Annotated in this window: 19 protein-coding genes and 2 tRNA genes; 10 read left to right on the forward strand and 11 right to left on the reverse strand. The window is 72.5% G+C overall.

Features of this window, described 5'->3' with window-relative positions:
* The first annotated feature begins 207 nt into the window (after positions 1-207).
* A complete protein-coding gene (locus HNR19_RS18330; RefSeq protein ID WP_179669250.1) occupies positions 208-555 on the forward strand; it encodes a VOC family protein in 348 nt (115 codons plus the stop codon).
* A 93-nt stretch (positions 556-648) separates the two neighbouring features.
* Positions 649-1,239 (forward strand): hypothetical protein, encoded by a 591-nt coding sequence (locus tag HNR19_RS18335; RefSeq protein ID WP_179669251.1) that lies wholly within the window; start codon positions 649-651, stop codon positions 1,237-1,239.
* A 26-nt stretch (positions 1,240-1,265) separates the two neighbouring features.
* Here HNR19_RS18335 and HNR19_RS18340 read toward each other — a convergent pair whose 3' ends face one another.
* The 4 genes from HNR19_RS18340 to HNR19_RS18355 are packed head-to-tail and all read right to left on the reverse strand — an operon-like array spanning position 1,266 to position 3,962.
* The gene (locus HNR19_RS18340) at positions 1,266-1,736 is read right to left on the reverse strand and encodes a YybH family protein (RefSeq protein WP_179669252.1); all 471 of its coding nucleotides are present in this window, start codon (positions 1,734-1,736) and stop codon (positions 1,266-1,268) included.
* Positions 1,733-2,224, reverse strand: coding sequence for a nuclear transport factor 2 family protein (locus tag HNR19_RS18345; protein ID WP_179669253.1), 492 nt, complete (start codon positions 2,222-2,224; stop codon positions 1,733-1,735). The genes HNR19_RS18340 and HNR19_RS18345 overlap by 4 nt, the downstream gene beginning before the upstream one ends.
* A complete protein-coding gene (locus tag HNR19_RS18350; protein WP_179669254.1) occupies positions 2,221-2,601 on the reverse strand; it encodes a hypothetical protein in 381 nt (126 codons plus the stop codon). The genes HNR19_RS18345 and HNR19_RS18350 overlap by 4 nt, the downstream gene beginning before the upstream one ends.
* Positions 2,598-3,962: an FAD-dependent oxidoreductase gene (locus HNR19_RS18355; protein WP_179669255.1), complete on the reverse strand. Its 1,365-nt coding sequence runs from the start codon at positions 3,960-3,962 to the stop codon at positions 2,598-2,600. Before HNR19_RS18355 ends, HNR19_RS18350 begins: the two co-directional genes overlap by 4 nt.
* A 64-nt stretch (positions 3,963-4,026) precedes the next feature.
* On the opposite strand from HNR19_RS18355, the gene HNR19_RS18360 reads away from it, so the two are divergent.
* Positions 4,027-4,683: a DUF7002 family protein gene (locus tag HNR19_RS18360; protein WP_179669256.1), complete on the forward strand. Its 657-nt coding sequence runs from the start codon at positions 4,027-4,029 to the stop codon at positions 4,681-4,683.
* Between the two features lie 88 nt (positions 4,684-4,771).
* A complete protein-coding gene (locus HNR19_RS18365) occupies positions 4,772-5,386 on the forward strand; it encodes a TetR family transcriptional regulator (RefSeq protein WP_179669257.1) in 615 nt (204 codons plus the stop codon).
* 29 nt (positions 5,387-5,415) lie between these two features.
* On the opposite strand, the gene HNR19_RS18370 is transcribed toward HNR19_RS18365, so the two are convergent.
* A tRNA-Glu gene (locus HNR19_RS18370) sits at positions 5,416-5,488 on the reverse strand.
* A gap of 132 nt (positions 5,489-5,620) precedes the next feature.
* On the opposite strand from HNR19_RS18370, the gene HNR19_RS18375 reads away from it, so the two are divergent.
* Positions 5,621-5,694 (forward strand) — tRNA-Phe (locus HNR19_RS18375).
* 37 nt (positions 5,695-5,731) lie between these two features.
* Here the strand turns inward: HNR19_RS18375 and HNR19_RS18380 are convergent.
* Positions 5,732-6,232 carry an EVE domain-containing protein gene (locus HNR19_RS18380; protein ID WP_179669258.1) on the reverse strand — a complete coding sequence of 167 codons (501 nt, stop codon included), beginning with the start codon at positions 6,230-6,232 and terminating at the stop codon, positions 5,732-5,734.
* A 76-nt stretch (positions 6,233-6,308) separates the two neighbouring features.
* Here HNR19_RS18380 and HNR19_RS18385 point away from each other — a divergent pair, with 76 nt between their 5' ends.
* The 4 genes from HNR19_RS18385 (at position 6,309) to HNR19_RS18400 (ending at position 9,460) form a co-directional block, all read left to right on the forward strand.
* The gene (locus tag HNR19_RS18385) at positions 6,309-7,061 is read left to right on the forward strand and encodes a histidine phosphatase family protein (RefSeq protein WP_179669259.1); all 753 of its coding nucleotides are present in this window, start codon (positions 6,309-6,311) and stop codon (positions 7,059-7,061) included.
* Between the two features lie 10 nt (positions 7,062-7,071).
* Positions 7,072-7,938, forward strand: a complete 867-nt coding sequence (locus tag HNR19_RS18390) for an NAD(P)H-hydrate dehydratase (protein ID WP_218910311.1) — start codon at positions 7,072-7,074, stop codon at positions 7,936-7,938.
* 24 nt (positions 7,939-7,962) lie between these two features.
* Positions 7,963-8,583 (forward strand): MSMEG_6728 family protein, encoded by a 621-nt coding sequence (locus HNR19_RS18395; protein ID WP_179669261.1) that lies wholly within the window; start codon positions 7,963-7,965, stop codon positions 8,581-8,583.
* 88 nt (positions 8,584-8,671) lie between these two features.
* Positions 8,672-9,460 (forward strand): SDR family oxidoreductase, encoded by a 789-nt coding sequence (locus HNR19_RS18400; protein WP_179669262.1) that lies wholly within the window; start codon positions 8,672-8,674, stop codon positions 9,458-9,460.
* 45 nt (positions 9,461-9,505) lie between these two features.
* On the opposite strand, the gene HNR19_RS18405 is transcribed toward HNR19_RS18400, so the two are convergent.
* Entirely contained in the window at positions 9,506-11,125 is a 1,620-nt protein-coding gene (locus HNR19_RS18405) for an FMN-binding glutamate synthase family protein (RefSeq protein ID WP_179669263.1), read from the reverse strand.
* A 143-nt stretch (positions 11,126-11,268) separates the two neighbouring features.
* Between HNR19_RS18405 and HNR19_RS18410 the strand changes: the two genes are divergently transcribed.
* A complete protein-coding gene (locus HNR19_RS18410; protein WP_179669264.1) occupies positions 11,269-13,608 on the forward strand; it encodes a putative bifunctional diguanylate cyclase/phosphodiesterase in 2,340 nt (779 codons plus the stop codon).
* Positions 13,609-13,786: 178 nt separating this feature from the next.
* Here HNR19_RS18410 and fahA read toward each other — a convergent pair whose 3' ends face one another.
* The 4 genes from fahA to HNR19_RS18430 all read right to left on the reverse strand — a co-directional run bounded on the left by fahA (position 13,787) and on the right by HNR19_RS18430 (position 17,677).
* Positions 13,787-14,968 carry a fumarylacetoacetase gene (gene fahA, locus HNR19_RS18415; RefSeq protein WP_179669265.1) on the reverse strand — a complete coding sequence of 394 codons (1,182 nt, stop codon included), beginning with the start codon at positions 14,966-14,968 and terminating at the stop codon, positions 13,787-13,789.
* A complete protein-coding gene (locus tag HNR19_RS18420) occupies positions 14,965-15,798 on the reverse strand; it encodes a hypothetical protein (protein WP_218910312.1) in 834 nt (277 codons plus the stop codon). The genes fahA and HNR19_RS18420 overlap by 4 nt, the downstream gene beginning before the upstream one ends.
* The gene (locus HNR19_RS18425; RefSeq protein WP_179669266.1) at positions 15,795-16,988 is read right to left on the reverse strand and encodes a homogentisate 1,2-dioxygenase; all 1,194 of its coding nucleotides are present in this window, start codon (positions 16,986-16,988) and stop codon (positions 15,795-15,797) included. Before HNR19_RS18425 ends, HNR19_RS18420 begins: the two co-directional genes overlap by 4 nt.
* Positions 16,989-17,086: 98 nt before the next feature.
* Positions 17,087-17,677: a hypothetical protein gene (locus HNR19_RS18430; protein ID WP_179669267.1), complete on the reverse strand. Its 591-nt coding sequence runs from the start codon at positions 17,675-17,677 to the stop codon at positions 17,087-17,089.
* Positions 17,678-17,738: the final 61 nt, after the last annotated feature.

The following is a 17,738-nucleotide window of genomic DNA, read 5'->3' on the forward strand; positions in this document are numbered from 1 at the left end:
CATATTGAACGCCCGAGGAAGGACGGCGAGCCGTGCAGCAGCCGGACGCCTGGGACGACCGCCTGAGGCGGATCAAGCGCATCACCGAGCGGCTCGTGCAGCTGAAGGCGGCCCGCCCGTCCTCCCGTCGGTGGCGAGCGGGCTTCGGCCGGCACCGCGCCTCGGATCCTCGCCGACGCAACCCGCACAGAAACGGAGATTGAAGCAATGCCCACCATGCCTGCAGGAAGCATCCTCCTCGGCAGCACCCGAGCCGCGGACCTCACCGACTGGTACCGCCGGGTGATCGCGCCGGACCACGCCGGAGACGGCCCGATCGTGCTGGGTGAGCTCTGGCTGATCATCGAACAGCGAGAGGACGTCAGCGAGGTCAACCCGGAGCCCGGTCGCTCGATCCTCAACTTCCACGTGGACGACTTCGACCACTACCAGGCCCAGCTCGACTCCGCGGAGGTCACGTGGATCGCACCGCCGGAGGACCGGCCGTCGGGGCGGTTCGGGACCTTCAGCGACCCCGACGGCAACTACCTCCAGCTGATCCAGCTCCACGGCTGACCCCGCTTGCACCAGCGCGCCGGGGAATAGGCCGACGACAGCGACGATTGCTGACTTTCCGATGGACAGGACGTCACACCGAGGGGTCGTCGCATGGGGCTGACGTGGGAACCACCTCTGACCTGGCGTGCTGCTTGGAGGAGCGACACGGCGCAGCTGGAGCTGTATGACGCCGGGAGGCGCCTCCGCGCAACGCTCGCGCTCGTCGTCGCCGACACCCCTGGAACACAGATCCTCGGGCCCATCGGCCGGTGGGTGGACGAGGTCCCGCTCCGCGCATGGAAGAGCCGGCACGGCGGGTTGCTGCACGGCGGCCTCGCGTCGATCCTGATGCCCGACGGCACCGTCGGCGAGGCATGGAACGGCAAGCAGCACGGCTGGAGGCGCACGCACCGGAACGGGCACGTGGTGCTCGCCGGCCGGAGGTACGCCGTCCGCCACCTGACGCGCCGACGGACGCTGATCGAGCGGGACGGGACGCCGGTGGTCACCATGCGGCGGACCGGGTGGCGGTGGCCGTGGCAACGTCACGACAGCACCGCCGAGCTGCGCTTCCGGATGCGGCGCGAGAGCCAGGTCCTCGATCCTGTCGACGAGCTTGCGATCGTCGTGGCGAGCACGGCGTGCGGGCCGTCCGGTCGCCCCGGCTGGTGGGCGAACTTCTTCTCGGAGCTCTCGCCCTAGCGGAGCGTGGACGCCGCTGCCCCGGGTCAGGGGTTGCGCCGCGCCCGTGCGAGCGCCAGCGCCGTCAAGGGGTGCGACGCGAGCATCCGGAGGCCCGCGACGGGGCTGCTCTCGGGGCGAGGGTCGAGGAAGCCGTAGAGGCGCTGGTCGACCACGCGCCCGTCCTCACCGCGGCGCCAGACCTCGATGCCGCGCGCCGACCTCCTCCCGGCGACGGTGCCGGTCCACTCGTTGACGATCGTGGTCCGGTCGGCAGCGACGAGCGACTTCTCGACGAACATGGCCCGCCGCTCCATGAAGGCGCACATCGTTCGCCACGCGGAATGGATCTCGTCGATCCCTCGGGACTCGATGAGGATGCCGTCGAGCACGGCGACCTGGTGACCGTCCTCGGCGAACACGTCGCGGATGCCGTCCACGTCGCGCTGGTTGGTCATCCGCTCGGCCTCGGCGACGAAGGCCTGGGCGGCCGTGTGCAGGTCGGGGGTCGATGTCATGAGGAGCCTCCGTGGACGTGCGTGGGTGGGGGTCGCAGCAGGCGCCTGCGCGCGAAGAACGGGCCGACCCCGGACCGCCACCACCGCAGCCACGAGCGCGGGCGGCTGAGGACCTGGGTCGCGACGGGCACGGAGTCGAAGAACGACTCGCGGAAGAGCGCAACGCCCTCGGGCGTGACCCTCAGCAGGTCGACCGCCTCCCAGGACAGCGGCCGGCCGGCGAGCGTCGCGGTGAACCGGATGTGGATGAACAGGTTCTCGCCCGAACCGGCCCAGCTCAGCACGTCGGCGCGCAGGTCGGGCAGCAGGGCAAGGGTGCGGGCGCTCTCCCGCCACCAGTGCTCCGGCCCGGTGCCGTCACGCAGCATCGGCTGCACGAACCGCATCTCAGGATCCATGAGCTCGTCCCAGGCGTGGGGATCGGGCCGGTCCCAGCCCGTGCGGAAGTTGTCGACCACCCGTTCGTGAGCGGCACGCCAGTCGGTCATGGCTCCTCCCTCGCCATCGTCGCCAGTCCGGCGAGGAGCACGGTCGACGCGAACAGCACCACCGCCTCGGCGACGCCGAGAGCGCGCGACCCCGCCTGATCGATGCCGACGAGGTGGGAGACGGTGTGCAGCGCGTTCCAGATCGCCGCCACCGCAAGCACCGGGAGCCACCACCCGGGCCGTCGTACGGCGAGCAGGAGCCCGCCACCGACGGCGACGGACGCGGCGCCGTAGTCGTGGACGAGGTGGTCGTTGGGCGGCCCGAAGTCGGCGACCGCCTCGGTGAAGGACGCGGCGTGGACACCGGCCCACGCGCCGAGGACCACGTAGCTCGCGCCGAACGCGACGAGCGCCGCCGGCGTCACCGCCCTTCTCACGCCCGCACTCCGGCCTCGAGCCGCAAGGCGGCCAGCGCCTCCTCGGCGGCCCGCTCCCCTGCCGTGACGGCGCCGTCCATGGACCCGTGGCCGTGCGTGGCTGTCTCGGCGCCGGCCCACACGATCCGTCCCACCGGCCGGCGCAGCGCCGATCCGAACGACGTCCAGCCGCCCGGCCCGAAGTAGCCGACGTAGCACCCGCGCGTCCACTGCTCGCGGGCCCAGCACTGCTCGTGGAGCTGCTGCGGCGTGCTCGCCCGGTCGCCGTACAGCGCGACCAGGGCGTCGAGTACGACGCCGCGTCGGTCGGCCGGGCTCATCGCCTCCAACGCGCGGGCGCCGTCGGCCAACGCGAACGCGACCAGGGCGCCCGGGCTCCCGTCCGGGGGCGAGTTGTCGAACGTCATGCTGATCGGCCCCTCCGTGGAGGTCGCGTGGCCCGAGAGCCCGGCCTCGCGCCAGAACGGCTCGGGGTAGACGGCGACGAACTTCGTCACCATGCCGGCCGACATCGCGGTCGCGAGCTGGTTGCGCACGGCCGGGAGTCCGGGTGCGAACTCGATGGTGGGATGGAGGTGCGGCGGGATCGCGACCACCACGGACCGGGCGTCCACGACCGCGCCGTCGGCGTGGACCCGCACCCCGTCGCGCCCGTGCTCGATCCGACGCACCGGAGTCGCCAGGCGCAGGCGCTGCCCGAGGTCGGCCGCCATCCGCAGTGCGATCTCCTGCGAGCCCCCGACGAAGCGGTCCTGCTGGTAGCCGCCGTCGGTCCGGATCAGTGAGTCCAGGCCACCGCCGCTGGCGATGTAGAACAACCAGCCGAGAAGCGAGATCTCGCGGGGCTCGACCGCCAGGACAGCCTTGATGGTCAAGCGCATCAGGGACCGACCGGACCGAGTGCGCATGTGCCGGCGCATCCAGGTCTCGACGGTCATCTCGTCGTACCTCCGCGCCCACGGCGCACCAGCCGGATCGTCGAGGTCGATGCGGCGGGCAAGGCGCTCGAGCCGGGCCTGCGCCAGACGGAAGTCGCCGAGTCCGAGCGGCATCCGCGCCGGAACGTCGCCGCGGTAGCGCGTCGCGCGGCCGGCGTGGTGGTAGAGGTGCCTGCCGGCGATGTGGGTCGGGAACGTCTCGACCCCGACCTCGGCGGCGAGCCGGCGTACGGCGGTGTGCTGCGGCCCGGCCCACTGGCCGCCGAGCTCGGTGACCTGCCCGGGCCCGATGGCCTGGTTGAGGGTCCGCCCGCCGACGCGGTCGCGGGCCTCGAGGACCTCCACGTCGACGCCCGCCCCGGCGAGCCGTCGCGCGCACACCAGGCCCGAGAGCCCTGCTCCGACCACCACAGCGTCCGTCATCTGTCGCAACCTTTCTTGGAAGGATTGCAAGACACCGTACGACGGTTGTTGTAATGATTGCAATATGTCTCCGGAAGAACTCGCCGAGCGCCACCCGCTCGTGCACCACGTGACGACCGGCGGAGCCTGGGAGGCGATCAGCCGGACCGGCCTCCTGAGCACCCGGGCCCTGCTCGACCGCTTCGAGGTGCCGGAGCCCGACCGCGGCACCCTCCTCAGCCGCCCGCGGCCGGTGCCGGTCGAGCTCACCCATCCGCGCCACGGCCGGGCGGTCATCTTCGACAACCGACCGTTGCGGCTCCCGATCCTCCAGCGGTGCCTCGACTGCTCGGTGGAGGAGTTCTGCCGTGAGCTCAACGCCCGGGTCTTCTTCTGGGCGACCGAGCGGCGCCTCGAGAACCACCTCCGCGCCCGCGGCCACCGCGGGCGCAGGCGCGACGTGATCACGGTGAGCACCCGCCGCCTCCTCGAGGAGTGCGGCCCGGCAGTCACGCTCTGCGCGTTCAACTCCGGCAGCACCCTGTACCCGAACGCGCCGCGCCGCGGACCGGCATCGTTCCGCCCGGTCGCCGACTATCCCTACGACGAGGAGCGACGCCGGCGCGGGCGAAGCAACGCGCTGGCCGAGGTCTGCGTGTCCGGGCAGGTGGCGCGCATCGACGACGTCGTCGAGAGGGTGGTCAGGATCGACGCGGACGGCGAACGCACCCGGGTCGCGTGAGCGACTCGCGACGGTGTGGTCGAGTCGTTGGGGCTATGTTGGCCGCGCCCGAGAGCCGAAGGCGTGCCACCGGAGAGGGGATGGACGAGTGGATCCGCGTGCCGCGCGCACGATCGACGCCCTCCTGAGCGCCGCCGAGCGCCTGTTCAGCGAGCGGCCGGTCGACCAGGTCACGGTCGAGGAGATCGCGACCACCGCCGGGGTGGCGATCGGCTCCGTCTACAACCACTTCGGCTCCAAGGCGGGCCTGCACGCGGCGCTGGTCGAGCGGGCGGTGGACGCAGACCGCCGGTTCATGGACCGCGCCTACACGACCGAGCGCTCTCCGGTCGACCAGCTCTACGCGGCCGCCGAGGAGTACCTGGAGTTCTACCTCGCGAACCCCGAGTACTTCCGGATGCTCGCCTTTCCCGGCGACCCCGGCAGCTATCCCGCGGGCCGCGACCTCGCCGAGCGGCTCGCCGCGTCGGTCGACAAGCAGAACGAGCGGATGGTTACCGCCCTGCGGCGCGGGATCGCGGCCGGAGCGATCCGCGACGTCGATCCCGAGGACGTCGCAACGGTGCTGTGGGCAGCGTGGAACGGCATCATCAGCCTGGGGTGGCGCTCCGATCCGCTTCGGCGCTCCGACGACGAGCTCCGCCACCTCCTGCGCGTCGCCACGGACGCAGTCGCGCACGGGCTCCTTACGGAGCAGAAGTAGACCTGCGGCGAAGGCCTCGACAACGCTTGCACCCCCTACCGGATTCGAACCGGCGCTACCGCCGTGAAAGGGCGGGGTCCTGGGCCGCTAGACGAAGGGGGCCCGCTGCCTCCGGCGGGCCGGCGCAGCCCGCTCAGCATAGACGGACCAGGCTCCGCGGCTGGCATCGGTATTTGCCCGCGCTCCCCCGGATTCGGACGGCGCCGCCGCCTCCGGTAAGGTGGCCCATCGCTCGGGCAGGTAGCTCAGTTGGTACGAGCGTCCGCCTGAAAAGTGGAAGGTCGGCGGTTCGACCCCGCCCCTGCCCACCGAGCACAGAGGCCCCCGCCACGGCGGGGGTCTTTGTCATTTCGCCGAACCCCGTGGCTCGGTCGGCCACTCGGGGAGCAGGTGCTCGAGCACGGCGAGCTGGGCCTGCGAGATCCACGAAGGGTTCGACCCCTGCGGCATTCTCAGCACCTCGAGGTCCGTGACGCCCGCCGCGCGGATCTCCTTCACCGTGACGGGCTCCGCCAGGACGGGGATCCAGAGCGCAATCGCCATCCGCACCGACCGCCGGGCTCCCTGGTCGGTCCAGAAGCCGGCACCCTCGGCGTCCGCGGGACGGACCCGGCCACGCACCCAGCCGACGCCCCAGATGCCTCGCGCCATGCGGGTGCCGTCGCCGGAGACCCACAGGACGGCCTTCTGGCCCGGCGCCATCATCTCCGCGCGATAGCCCGGGCGGACGCTCCAGCTGTCGACGTAGTCGACGCCGGCATCGACCGCGGCCCGCAGGTCGTAGACGGCCGGATTGCACTTGAGCAGCCAGGCCCCGAGGTTGCCCTCGTCGATCGTCGTCGCCACGACCGGGAGCTACCCCGGCACGGGTGGGGCATCCCGGGCCCGCTGCGGGGTACTGCCGCCGGGGACAGGAGGCAGGATGCGACCGAGGTGGGACAGCGGCCCCGCGGGGCTGGTGCTGGTGCGGCACGGCGAGAGCGTGGGAAACCGGGCCGACGCGGCCGCGCGCGAAGCAGGAGCGGAGGAGCTCGAGCTCGATGCGCGCGACGCCGACGTCGAGCTCTCCGACACCGGACGCGAGCAGGCCCGCGCACTCGGACGCTGGCTCGCGGAGCGCGACGAGAGGTCGCGGCCGACGCGGGTCGTGACGTCGCCGTACAAACGCGCGGCGGAGACCGCGCGGCTCGCGCTCGAGGGCGTCGACCTCCCGCTCGAGCACGACGAGCGGCTGCGCGAGCGCGATCTCGGGGTGCTCGACGGCCTGACGGGCGCCGGGATCCGGGCCCGCCACCCCGAGGAGGCCGCCCGGCGCAAGCGACTGGGGAAGTTCTACTACCAGCCGCCGAGCGGGGAGAGCTGGGCGGACGTCGCTCACCGGGTGCGGACGTTCCTCGCCGACCTGCGGGTCGGCCACGACGGCGAGCAGGTGTGGCTGTTCACGCACCAGGCCGTGATCATGACGTTCCGCTACGTGCTGGAGGGCATCGACGAGGCGGAGGTGCTCGAGCTGGACCGCACGGTGCGGATCCCCAACGCCTCCGTGACCACCTATCGCCGGCGCGGCGACGTCCTCGAGCCGGAGGAGTTCGCCGACACCACCGCCGTCGACCAGGTCGACGTCGAGACCACCCACGAGGCACCGCAGGGCGAGCGGGGCGACCGTGTCGGCTGAGGGACGGAGCGTGCAGGTGGTCTCCCCTGCCGCGCTGCGGGAGCGCCCCCTGCCCCCACCGGGCGAGGACAAGAACGACAGCGGGCGGGTGGTGGTCGTCGGCGGTTCGACGCGTTCGCCCGGAGCCGTGCGGCTCGCCGGCGAGAGCGCGCTCCGTGCCGGCGCCGGCAAGGTCGCGCTCGCGACCGTCGAGGAGGTGTTGGCCGGGCTGGCGCCCCTGGTGCCCGAGGCGGCCCTGGTCCCGCTCGCGACCGGCGCCGACGGGTCGATCGACGTCGACGAGGCACCAAGGATCATCGAGCACGCCGGGGATGCCGACGTGCTGCTCGCCGGGTCGGGCCTGGTCGACCCCGACCACGCCGTCGATCTCCTCGACCGGGTGCTCCCCCGCACCGGGGCCACCGTGGTGCTGGACGCGCTCGGGAGCGCCTTCCTCGCGCGCCGCCCCGACGGGCTCCACCACCTCGACGGACGCGTGGTGCTCACGGTCAACCCGCGCGAGCTGGCCCACGTGGCGGGCGCGGACCGGGACGAGGTGGCCGAGGACCCGGTCGGCACAGCGGCGCGGGTGGCCAGCAGCAGCCGGGTCGTCGTGCTGTGCGGAGGGACCGTCAAGCACGTCGTAGCACCGGACGGCGAGGCGTGGGTCGTGGAGGGCGGCGGCCCCGGACTCGCGACGTCGGGCTCCGGCGACGTACAGGCCGGCATCGTCGCCGGCGTGCTGGCGCGCGGAGCCGCCCCGCTGGTCGCTGCCCTGTGGGCCGGGCACCTGCACGCCCGGTGCGGGGAGCGCCTCGCGGCGTCGGTCGGCCCGGTGGGCTACCTCGCCCGAGAGCTGCCCGCGCAGGTCCCCGCCGTGCTCGCCGAGCTGGGCTGACCGTCGTGACCGGAGACTGGTGACGTGCAGACGTTCCTGCCCTATCCCGACTTCGAGGCGTCGGCACGCGCCCTCGACCAGAAGAGGCTCGGCAAGCAGCGCGTCGAGACGATCCAGGTGGTACGGGCCCTGACCCGTCCCGGCTACGGCTGGGCCAACCACCCCGCGGTCCTGATGTGGAAGGGATTCGAGGAGGCGCTGGGACGCTACGGCTTCACCTGCTGCGCCGTCTGGACCGAGCTGGGACACGGCGACTCCTGCGCGCTCACGATCGCGACCGACCTGCGCGCAGCGGGTGTCGACACGGTGCGCAGCCAGGCCGAGCTGGCGGCGGCCGGGGCGCTGCCACCCTGGCTGGGAGACGACGAGCTCCACCGCAGCCATCAGTCGTCCCTGCTCCGCAAGGACCCGGAGCACTACGGACCACTGTTCGTGGACGTGGCCGATGACCTGCCGTACGTGTGGCCGGTCCGGTCGCCGGCCGTCGTCGCGGCGGAGATCCGGCGGGCGGAGAACGCCGTACGTCGCGAGCAGCGCGCCCGCGAGCGACGGGCGGCCGAGGCCGAACGGCTGCGCCGCAAGCGGAGCCGGGCGGCGAAGAAGGCGTGGGCGACGCGGCGCCGCAACGCCGAGCCACCGGAGTAGCGCGGCCAGCATCGACGCGCCAGCTTCGGTCCGGTCCTCATGGAAATGCGCCCACGGGGCACCGTGCAGTCGAACCGAGGAGGCTCAGATGACCTATCCGTACAAGGCGATCGTGACCGGCGCCGACTCCGGCATCGGCCGGGCGGCCGCGACCCTGCTGGCGACCGAGGGGTTCGACGTGGGTCTCACCTCCCACCAGGACGTCGGCGGGGCCCAGGACACCGCCCGCGACATCGAGCAGCGTGGAGGACGGGCGTTCGTGGAGCCGTTCGACGCGTCGTCGTCCGATGCGGGCGCGGTGGTCGACCGGCTGGTCGAGCAGCTCGACGGCCTCGGCGTGCTCGTCAACGTGGCGGGCACGGGCCACAGCACGCCCGTGCTCGACCTCGCCTTCGACCAGTGGCGCCACGTCGTCGCGACCGACCTCGACGGGCCGTTCCTGACGTGCCAGGCCGCCGCGCGTCATCTGGTGCGCGGCGGCGAGGGCGGCCGGATCATCAACGTGACGAGCGTGCACGAGTACCTTCCCCGGGTCGGCTCCGCGGCCTACTGCGCGGCGAAGGCCGGGCTCGGCGCGCTGTCCCAGGTCCTGGCGCTCGAGCTCGGCGAGCACGGCATCACCGTCAACAACGTCGCACCCGGTGAGATCGCGACCGACATGACGGGCATGCAGACCGAGGAGGCCTACCACCAGGAGCGACCGGGCAACCCGCTCGGACGACCGGGCCACGTCAACGAGGTCGCATCGGTGATCGGCTTCCTCGCGTCCCCGCGGGCGGCGTACGTCACGGGCAGCACCTACACCGTTGACGGCGGATTGTCGATGATGGCCGCACACGGGCACGACCAGAAGGAGACCGGCTGGCGTCATCCGTGACGTCGGCCGGTGGATTCGAGGCTGGTCACTGGCGCTCCTCGCGCTTCAGCCACCGGCTGTGTCCGGCAGGTCGCCCTCCATGTCGTCGCTGGGCGCGCCTCCCTGGGCGGTCTCGGGCGGGCCCTCGGTCGCGGCCTCCTCCTCGACCGTGCGCGCCATGATCCGGGAGATCTCCTTGCGGTCGGCCGCGGACGGGAGCCCCCAGCCGGGCTCGTAGCCGTAGACCTGACCGAGCAACCGGCCGTCCGACAGCGTGTCGAGGACCTCGACGGCGTCGGCGTCGATCAGGCCCGGGTGCGGCACCCCGCAGGTCTCGGCGACCTTCAGGAGGTCGCGCCGCAGGGTGCGCACGTAGTTGGCGACCCGCTCGCCCTTCGCGACCGGGTCGACGCCGCGCACCAGCCACGGGTGCTGCGTCGCGACGCCGGTCGGGCAGCCGCCCGTGTGGCACTTCTGCGCCTGGATGCAGCCCGCTGCGAGCATCGCCTCCCGCCCGACGTTGACCAGGTCGGCGCCGAGGGCGAAGGCAGCGATGGCGTTGTCGGGCAGCCCGAGCTTGCCGGCGCCGACGAACGTCACCTGCTCGTGCAGACCACGGCGGGCGAACTCGGCGTACGCCCGGGCGAAACCGAGCCGGAAGGGCAGCGACACCGAGTCGGTGAAGATCAGCGGCGAGGCGCCGGTGCCGCCCTCGCCGCCGTCGATCGTGACGAAGTCGACGCCGCGGTCGCCGCGAGCCATCTCGTCGGTGAGCTGCTGCCAGAACCCCAGGTCACCGACGGCGGACTTGATCCCGACCGGGAGCCCGGTCTCGGCGGCGAGCATCTCGACGAAGTCGAGCATCGAGTCGACGTCGTTGAACTCCGCGTGGCGCGAGGGGCTGAGGCAGTCCTGCCCGACCGGCACGCCGCGGGTCGCCGCGATCTCGGGCGACACCTTCGCCGCCGGCAGCACGCCGCCCAGGCCGGGCTTCGCGCCCTGGCTGAGCTTGATCTCCAGGGCTCGGATCGGCGACCGGTCGACCTGGTCCTTGAGCCGGTCGATGCTGAACCGGCCCTGCTCGTCACGGCACCCGAAGTAGGCGGTCCCAATCTGGAAGACCAGCTCGCCGCCCATCCGGTGGTACGGCGACACCGCGCCCTCCCCCGTGTTGTGCAGGCAGCCGACCTCGGCCGCGCCCCGGTTGAGCGCCTCGATCGCGTTGCCCGAGAGCGAGCCGAAGCTCATCGCCGAGATGTTGACGACCGAGTCGGGCCGGAACGCGTGCCGCCGGCCGCGCGGGCCGCCCAGCACCTTGGCGGAGGGCAGCCGCGCCTCCTGGCCGACCGCGCCGTGGGTCGGCTCCTCCTCGCCGAACGTGCGGTGGTGCACCACGACGTTGCCGTTGGAGTGCTCGAGGTCGTTGTCGGTGCCGAAGCCGAAGTAGTTGTTCTGGAGCTTCGCCGACGCGTAGACCCAGCGTCGCTGGTCGCGGCTGAACGGCCGCTCCTCGTCGTTGCCGGCCACGATGTACTGCCGCAGCTCCGGGCCCATCGACTCCAGCAGGAACCGGGCGTGTCCCAGCACCGGGAACGTCCGCAGGATCGCGTGATCGCGTTGCACGAGGTCGCGGGCGGCGACGGCTCCGACGGCCGCGAGCGGACCGAGCAACCAAGTCTTGCGCATGCTGCGGCAGTACCCCGCCGCCGCCCGGGCAAGACCCGCGCGGTGGATACGGCCGCGTCGGGCGGGTACTCCACCGGTCACCCGTTGGACCGAGGAGGTCGGATGGCTCACCCGCTCCCGACGCTGGCCGATCACGCTCGACGATGACCTCGCCTCCGCCCGGCACCGCGACGGAGCCGCTCGCCGAGCGGTTCCACGTGCTCGTGTGCCTCGCCGGGCTCGCGGTGTTCGCCGTCGCGGCCGTCGAGACCGCGCGGAGCGGCGTCACGACGCCGTCGACCGCGGTCATCACGATCCTGCTGATCGTGGTCGTCGCCCGGGTGCCTCTGATCCTCGACCGCGACGACGGTGCAGGCATCGAGGTCGGGTTCGACTCCTCGATCCTCATGTTCCTGCTCTGCACGCACGACGCCCACGAAGCGCTCGCGATCTGGTCGGTCGGGGTCCTGGCGACGCAGCTGACGAGCGGCAAGCGGTGGCCGGCCAAGGTGTTCAACACCGGCGTCGGGATCCTCGCCGGGGCCCTGGCCACCGGGGTGCTCGACATGGTGCGCGCCGAGATGATCGGCGCACCGCGCGAGCTGATCGCCGTGGCGCTCGGCGCGACGGCGTACTTCCTCACCGACTACGTCCTGTCCGCGATCGCCGTCTGGTTGCAGAGCGGCGCCCGCTTCTGGCCCCTGCTCGTCAACGGCGGCACCGCGTTCGCCTTCGGCTGCTTCGTGCCCTTCGACACGCTGGGCTACCTCGGAGCCGTGGTCTACCGCGACCACCCGTGGTGGACGCAGGCGATCCTGGCGATCCCGCTCGTCACCCTGCTGGTCGCCACCCGCGCGGTCACCCGCGGTCGCGAGAACGCGCGCCGGCTGACCGTGCTCTTCGACGCCTCGGTCCGCGCCCAGCGCTACACGACGCGGGACGCCGTGCTGACCGGCTTGGTCGAGGACGGACGCCGGCTACTCAAGCTCAAGGACGTCGACATCCGCGCCACGGCTCCCGGTGACGGTGAGATCGGCGCCGCGGTCCAGCGCGGCACCGAGTGTTGGATCGTCGCACGGGCCACGGACCGCGCGCGCTCGACGGTCGCCGCCGACCAGGAGGCGCTGCGCGCGCTCGCCGCCGTCGCCTCCGACGCCTGGTCGCGGATCGAGCTCAACGAGGAGATGGTCCACGTCGCGCGCCACGACCCGCTGACGGACCTGCCCAACCGGGGCATCCTCGTCGACAAGGTCAACGCGGCGCTCGAGGCCGCGCGCATCGACGGTCGGAGCGTCGCCCTCATCTTCTTCGACCTCGACGGCTTCAAGCCGATCAACGACCGCTTCGGTCACGCGACCGGCGACCAGGTGCTCATCGAGCTCGCCCGCCGGATCCGCGCCTGCCTCGGCGAGCACGACGAGGTCGCGAGGGTGGGCGGGGACGAGTTCGCGATCCTGGTCGACGGGCACGGCACGGCAGACCCCGACCCGCTGTGGGCGAGGACCCTCGCCGCGATCGAGGCCGGCATCGACGTGCCCGGCCAGCAGATCCACCTGTCCGCCAGTGCCGGGGTTGCGTACGGCGGCGCCGGCGACTCGGCGGAGAGCCTGCTGCGGCGTGCCGACCTGGCGATGTACGAGGCGAAGTCGGCGGGGAGCAGCGACCTCGTCGTCTACGACGACGCGATCGGGCGCCGGAGGCTGGGGCGCCTGGTCCTGGCCGACGACCTGCGCGCGGCCGTCGCTGAGGGCGAGATCGACGTCGTCTACCAGCCGATCGTGGCCGTCGACGACCTGAAAGTGGTCGGCTTCGAGGCGCTCGCCCGCTGGCAGCGCGACGGGAAGCAGATCCGTCCCGACCTGTTCATCTCGGTCGCCGAGGAGAACGGCCTCATCGTGCCGCTGGGCGACGTCGTGCTGGCCAAGGTCGCCACCGACGTCGGTGCCCTGCGGGTGGGCGCCGGGTCCGGCCCGCCCACCGTGACGGTCAACGTGTCCCCGTCACAGCTGCTCCACCCGGGCTTCGTGGCGAGCGTGGAGACCGCCGTGGCGGCGGCGCGGCCGTTCCCCCTGGTCCTCGAGATCACCGAGCGGGAGGACGTCACGCTGACCGCGGGCGTTCTCGACGCGATGTCGACGATCGCGGCCATGGGCGTCCGGTTCGCGGTCGACGACTTCGGCGTGGGCTTCTCCTCGATGAGCTATCTCACCGACCTGCCCGTCAGCTTCGTCAAGGTCGACGCGTCGCTCACCGCCGGGATCGACGTCGACGAGCGTGCCCGCACCCTGCTGCGGTCGGTCGCCGTCATGGGCCAGACGCTGGGCCTCGGCGTCGTGGTCGAGGGGATCGAGCGCGAGAGCCAGCTCGCGACGCTCCGCGAGGACACGACCGGGCTGACCGCCCAGGGCTACCTCTTCCACCGGCCGATGCCGGTCGGCGAGCTCCGGCGCGTGCTCGGGGAGCAGGTTGACGCTGGAGCCGGAGGTTTCGAGGCTCGTCGCTAGCGCTCCTCGCACCTCAACCACCGGCATACCCTCGTCGCTAGCGCTCCTCGCACCTCAACCACCGGCGTACCCCTCGTCGCTAGCGCTCCTCGCACCTCAACCACCGGCGTACCCTCGTCGCTAGCGCTCCTCGCACCTCGACCACCGGCGTACCCCTCGTCGCTAGCGCTGCCCGCCCTCAACCACCGACAGCGGGCAGGATCCGCCCGCGGGCCTCGCCGAAGCCGAGCCGGGCGCCGGCGCGACCGGGCGCGGTCGCGCGCAGCACGACCTCGTCGCCGTCCTCGAGGAACGTGCGTTCCTGCCCCGCGACGGTGACCGGCTCCTTGCCGCCCCAGGTGAGCTCGATGAACGCGCCGCGCTGGTCCTTCTCCGGCCCGGAGATCGTGCCAGACGCGAACAGGTCGCCGGTGCGCGTGGGCGCGCCGTTGACCGTGAGGTGCGCGAGCATCTGCGCGGGCGACCAGTACATCGCGGCGTACGGCGGCCGCGTCACCACGTCGCCGTTCCACTCGACCTCCAGGTCGATGTCGAGGCCCCACGGCTCGTCCAGCGCGAGGTAGGGCAGCACCGCCGGCTCCTGCACCGGTGTCGGCACCCGGGCGGCGTCGAGAGCGAGCAGCGGCACCACCCAGGGCGAGATGGTGGACGCGAACGACTTGCCGAGGTTCGGCCCGAGCGGGACGTACTCCCAGGCCTGGATGTCGCGCGCCGACCAGTCGTTGAACAGCACCGCGCCGAAGATGTGGCGGTCGGCGTCGGCCACCGGGATCGGCTCCCCCATCGGGTTGCCGATGCCGACCACGAAGCCGAGCTCGGCCTCGATGTCGAGGCGCACCGACGGACCGAACACCGGGGCCGGGTCAGCGGGGCCCTTCCGCTGCCCGGACGGTCGCACCACGTCCGTGCCGGAGACCACGATCGACGCGGACCGGCCGTGGTAGCCGACCGGCAGGTGCTTCCAGTTCGGCAGCAACGGCTCCGGGTTGTCGGGGCGGAACAGCCGGCCGAGGTTGGACGCGTGGTGCTCGGAGGCGTAGAAGTCGACGTAGTCGGCCACCTCGAACGGCAGGTGCAGGGTCACGTCGCCGAGGTCGTGCACCGCCTCGTCCGGTACGTCGCCGCCGAGCGCCTCAGTGATGCGCTCGCGCACCGCGACCCACCGCTCGTGGCCCTGCGCCATGAACGGGTTGAGCGTGGGCCCGGCGAAGACCGGGTCGTCGAGCAGCAGCGCCAGGTCGACGACGTGGTCGCCGAAGCGGGTCGCCACCCGCGGCTCCTGCCCCGCGACCGAGTAGACCCCGTAGGGCAGGTTGGCGAGGCCGAAGAGCGAATCGTCCGGCACGGTCAGTCGGGTCACGCGTCAGCTCCTGCGGGCAGCAGCCCGAGGGCCGCGAGGTCGTCGAGGGGCTCCTGGATGCTGCAGGTGCCGAAGGAGAGGAACTGCCGGCGCACCGCGCCGATCTCCGTCGCCGACAGGCCGCGCAGCAGTCCGGCCACGGTGTCGGCGTCGGTGGTGTCGAGGACGCGCGCCACCTCGTCGGCTCCGGCGCCGCCCAGCGCGGACGCCGTGGCCGCCAGCACGTTGCCGAAGCCGTGGTGCTCGAAGCCGGTCGCCGGGTCGCGATGGCGCAGCAGGTTGTGCAGGCCCGCGGTGAGCTTGAACGGCAGGCCGGCCGCGACCGCGGTGGTGATCCCGCCGGCAAGTGCCGCGGCGGTCGGGAACATCGAGGCCTCCGCACCGCCGGTGCGCACCTTGAGCAACATCCCGGCGCCGCCGAGCCGCTCGGCGAGCGCGGGGGTGAGGTCACCGAGTGCGACCTCGGCGAACACCCGCGTCCGCCGTACGGCAGCGGCGAGGAGGTCCCACCTGTCCTCGGCGAACGGGACCTCGACGGAGGCGATGTCGAGGGTCTCGTGGGTCTCGTGACGGCCGTAGACGGCCTCCTCGACCCCCGGGGCCTCGACCGCCGGGGGGTAGGTCACCGAGACCGGGAAGTCGGCGCCCAGCGCGACCAGCTCGTCGAGGCGGGCAGCGGCGCAGACGAAGACGCCGACCAGCCCGGCGTACGGCGACCGCAGCCACGCGCGGTGGGCGGGCACGGCCTCGTCGAGCGGGCCGTTGCCGGGCGGGAAGATGGCGGCGTCGTCGTACAGGCCGTCGAACAGGCCGTGGTGCGGCCCGGTCACTGCGGGCCCTGCGCCCAAGAGTACGCGTAGAGACCGTCGTCGCTGGCCCGCGCCGCCTCGCCGAGGTCGAGCGGCCGGAACGTGTCGACCATGACCGCGAGCTCGTCGAAGCGCTCCGCGCCGATCGCCCGCTCGTAGGCACCCGGCTGCGGGCCGTGGGCGTGACCGCCGGGGTGCAGGCTGATCGAGCCGGGGCCGATGCCCGAGCCCTTCCGCGCCTCGTAGTCGCCCTCGACGTAGAACATGACCTCGTCGGAGTCGACGTTGGAGTGGTAGTAGGGCACCGGGATCGCGAGCGGGTGGTAGTCGACCTTCCGCGGCACGAAGTTGCAGACGACGAAGTTGTGGCCCTCCCACACCTGGTGCACCGGCGGCGGCTGGTGGACGCGCCCGGTGATCGGCTCGTAGTCCTTGATGTTGAACGCGTAGGGGTAGAGACCGCCGTCCCAGCCGACCACGTCGAAGGGGTGGTGCGGCACGGTGTGGACGGTGCCGGCGATGCCGCCCGGGCCCGGGCCGCGGTGCTTGATGTAGACGTCGACCGGCTCGTCGGTGGTGTGCACCCGCGGCTCGGTGGTCAGCCGCAGGTCGCGCTCGCAGTACGGCGCGTGCTCGAGCAGCTGGCCGAACCTGGAGAGGTAGCGCTTGGGCGGGCCGATGTGGGAGTTGGCCTCGATGACGTAGATCCGGATCTTCCCGCGCGGCACGATCCGGAACGTCGTCGCGCGCGGCACGATCACGTAGTCGCCCTTGCCCACCTCGAGGTCGCCGAAGACCGTCTCGACGAGTGCGTCGCCGTCCTCGACGTAGAGGCACTCGTCGCCGATGCCGTTGCGGTAGAGCGGGCTCTCCTTGTCGGCGACGACGTACGACAGCCGCACGTCGCCGTTGCCGAGCAGCAGCCGTCGCCCGGTCACCGCGTCGACGCCTTCGGCCTCCTCCTCGAACAGCTTGTGCGTCGAGAGGTGCCGCGGCACCAGCGGGTGGTTGGGCACGAGCGTCTGGTCGGGCAGGTCCCAGGTGCGGTACTCGACCACCGTGCTCGGGATGTGCACGTGGTAGAGCAGCGAGGAGTTGGACGAGAAGCCCTCCTCGCCCATCAGCTCCTCGAAGTAGAGGTCGCCCTCGGGGGAACGGTGCTGGGTGTGGCGCTTGGGCGGGACGTTGCCCACGGACCGGTAGAACGGCATGTCTGACTCCTATGTCAGGGCCTGTCAGCGGTGGCTGACGTGCGCGACGGCGGTGCGCGGCCGCCGGAGGTCGCCCGGCGGTCCGCTCGGGTCAGACGCTACTCGCGGATGCGGCGACGGCCCAGCAGCAGGCCTCCCGCGATGACGACGGCTGCGCCACCGCCGACGAGCGCGAGCGCGAGGGGACGCTCGGCGATCGCGGCCGACTCCTCGCTCCGGGCGGCTGCGGCCGGGTCGTCCCCGGTCGCCTCGGCGCCCGGCGGGTGGCCGCTGCCGGCGTACCACTCGACGCGCTCGACGTACGACGGCCGCACCTCGCGGGTGCCGCTGCAGCTGCTGGTGGTGAGGCTCGCGCCGTCCGCCGTCGCATAGACGACGTAGGCGGTCCCGACCTGGAGGTCGGGCATGCCGCACGCCGCGCTCTCCCTCCCGCTGGTGACGACGGCCTGCGGCGGCGCATCGCCCTCGTAGACCCGGTCGACGGCGAACCGGTAGCTGACCGTGCCGTCGTCGGTGCCCCGGTCGACGACCTCGCCGGTGAACACCACGTCGGACCACTCGAAGTAGTCGGCCTGGCCCCCGACGACACAGGAGCACGCGCTCGCCGGGGCGGCCGCGGTGACCAGAACGGAGACGGCGCCGCCGACGGCGAGGAGCAGCATCCCGAGGGCGGTTCGCACAGCGCGCATACCGCTAAGACGCGAAGGCCCACCCGAACGGTTGCGCTGACACCGGAAATCTTGTGACCCG

Origin of the sequence: Nocardioides thalensis (genome assembly GCF_013410655.1) — a bacterium.
Classification (GTDB): Bacteria; Actinomycetota; Actinomycetes; order Propionibacteriales; family Nocardioidaceae; genus Nocardioides; species Nocardioides thalensis.

What these genes read in the sequence shown, in the direction of transcription:
- HNR19_RS18330 (WP_179669250.1), top strand. Translation starts at nt 208, where the DNA reads ATGCCCACCATGCCTGCAGGAAGCATCCTCCTCGGCAGCACCCGAGCC.
- HNR19_RS18335 (WP_179669251.1), top strand. Translation starts at nt 649, where the DNA reads ATGGGGCTGACGTGGGAACCACCTCTGACCTGGCGTGCTGCTTGGAGG.
- HNR19_RS18340 (WP_179669252.1), bottom strand. Translation starts at nt 1,736, where the DNA reads ATGACATCGACCCCCGACCTGCACACGGCCGCCCAGGCCTTCGTCGCC.
- HNR19_RS18345 (WP_179669253.1), bottom strand. Translation starts at nt 2,224, where the DNA reads ATGACCGACTGGCGTGCCGCTCACGAACGGGTGGTCGACAACTTCCGC.
- HNR19_RS18355 (WP_179669255.1), bottom strand. Translation starts at nt 3,962, where the DNA reads ATGACGGACGCTGTGGTGGTCGGAGCAGGGCTCTCGGGCCTGGTGTGC.
- HNR19_RS18360 (WP_179669256.1), top strand. Translation starts at nt 4,027, where the DNA reads ATGTCTCCGGAAGAACTCGCCGAGCGCCACCCGCTCGTGCACCACGTG.
- HNR19_RS18385 (WP_179669259.1), top strand. Translation starts at nt 6,309, where the DNA reads ATGCGACCGAGGTGGGACAGCGGCCCCGCGGGGCTGGTGCTGGTGCGG.
- HNR19_RS18400 (WP_179669262.1), top strand. Translation starts at nt 8,672, where the DNA reads ATGACCTATCCGTACAAGGCGATCGTGACCGGCGCCGACTCCGGCATC.
- HNR19_RS18405 (WP_179669263.1), bottom strand. Translation starts at nt 11,125, where the DNA reads ATGCGCAAGACTTGGTTGCTCGGTCCGCTCGCGGCCGTCGGAGCCGTC.
- HNR19_RS18410 (WP_179669264.1), top strand. Translation starts at nt 11,269, where the DNA reads ATGACCTCGCCTCCGCCCGGCACCGCGACGGAGCCGCTCGCCGAGCGG.
- HNR19_RS18425 (WP_179669266.1), bottom strand. Translation starts at nt 16,988, where the DNA reads ATGCCGTTCTACCGGTCCGTGGGCAACGTCCCGCCCAAGCGCCACACC.
- HNR19_RS18430 (WP_179669267.1), bottom strand. Translation starts at nt 17,677, where the DNA reads ATGCGCGCTGTGCGAACCGCCCTCGGGATGCTGCTCCTCGCCGTCGGC.